Source organism: Corallococcus sp. AB049A (assembly GCF_003668885.1).
GTDB classification, from domain to species: Bacteria; Myxococcota; Myxococcia; order Myxococcales; family Myxococcaceae; genus Corallococcus; species Corallococcus interemptor.
On the sequence record NZ_RAWL01000771.1, the window covers coordinates 1 to 1,755 of the forward strand.

At 69.1% G+C, this 1,755-nt stretch carries 1 protein-coding gene; it reads left to right on the forward strand.

What is annotated here, in order from left to right; translation table 11 throughout:
- The coding region (locus D7X55_RS39240) for a dipeptidyl-peptidase 3 family protein (RefSeq protein ID WP_120553212.1) at positions 1-1,657 on the forward strand (1,657 nt) is incomplete at its 5' end.
- Positions 1,658-1,755 lie beyond the last annotated feature (98 nt).

Genomic DNA, 1,755 nt, shown 5'->3' on the forward strand with positions numbered 1-1,755 from the left:
CGCCCAGGAAGCCCCCGCCCGCCTGCCCGACGCCGCGACCCTGAAGCGGATGACGGCCCGCTTCGCCCCCGTGGACGTCAAGGTGGACGTGTCCAAACTGCCGGACGCGGAGAAGCGCGCCCTGGCCAAGGTCCTCCAGGCGGCGAAGATCATGGACCCGCTCTTCCTGGGCCAGGCCTGGGCGGGCAACCCGGCGCTACTCCTGGACCTGGTGGAGGACACCTCCCCCCTGGGCAAGGAGCGGCTGCACGCGTTCCTGCTCAACAAGGGCCCCTGGTCCCGCCTGGACGAGGCCAAGCCGTTCATCCCGGGCGTGCCGGCCAGGCCGGACGAGGGCAACTTCTATCCCGCCGGCGCCACCAAGGCGGAGGTGGAGGCCTGGGTGAAGAGCCTGCCGGAGGCGCAGCAGCACGCGGCCACGGGCTTCTTCACCACGCTGCGCCGCGGCCCGGACGGCAAGTTCGTGAGCGTGCCGTACAGCGTCGAGTACCAGGGCGAGCTGGCCATGGCCGCGCAGCTGTTGCGTGAGGCGGCGGCGCTCACCCAGCAGCCCACGCTGAAGCGCTTCCTGGAGACGCGCGCGGCGGCGTTCCTGTCCAACGACTACTACGCGAGCGAGGTCGCGTGGATGGAGCTGGACGCGAGCGTGGAGCCCACCATCGGGCCCTACGAGGTCTACGAGGACGGCTGGTTCAACTACAAGGCCGCGTTCGAGGCCTTCATCGGCGTGCGCGACGACGCGGAGACGCAGAAGCTGGCGAAGTTCAGCGCGGAGCTCCAGGAACTGGAGAACAACCTCCCCATCGAGCCGGGCCTGCGCAACGCGAAGCTGGGCGCGCTGGCGCCCATCCGCGTCATCAACAGCATCTACTCCTCCGGTGACGGCAACCGGGGCGTGCAGACGGCGGCCTTCAACCTGCCCAATGACGAGCGCGTGGCGGCGGAGAAGGGCACCAAGCGCGTGATGCTCAAGAACATCCAGGAGGCCAAGTTCCAGCGCGTGCTGCTGCCCATCGCGAAGGTGGCGCTGCCCGCGAAGGACCGCAAGGACGTGTCCTTCGACGCCTTCTTCACGCACATCCTCATGCACGAGCTGATGCACGGCCTGGGGCCCCACAACGTCACCGTGGCCGGGAAGCAGACGACGGTGCGTCAGGCGCTGCAGGCGTCCTCCAGCGCCATTGAAGAGGCCAAGGCGGACATCTCCGGCCTGTGGGCGCTCCAGCGGCTGGTGGACAAGGGCACGCTGGACAAGGACCTGCAGCGGACCATGTACACGACGTTCCTCGCGTCCGCGTTCCGCTCCATCCGCTTCGGCATCGACGAGGCGCACGGCAAGGGCATCGCGCTGCAGATCAACCACTTCCTGGACACCGGCGCGGTGAAGGTGAACGCGGACGGCACGTTCGAGGTGGTGCCGGACAAGATGCAGGCGTCCGTCACGTCGCTGACGAACCAGCTCATGTCCCTCCAGGCGAAGGGTGACCGCACCGCCGCGGAGGCGCTGCTCGCGAAGCAGGGCGTGGTGCGCCCCTCCGTGCAGAAGGTGCTGGAGAAGCTCAAGAACGTGCCGGTGGACATCGAGCCGCGCTACGTCACCGCCGAGTCGCTGGTGAAGGACTTCGGCGCCCCTGCCTCCACGCCCGGCGCCAAGTAGCGTCCCGGCCACACCCTGTCCCTCCCGCGCGCTTTTCTTGGTGCGCGGGGGCGGGGCATGGCCAGTAAGGGAGCCATGGTCCCCGAGCCCTCCACCCG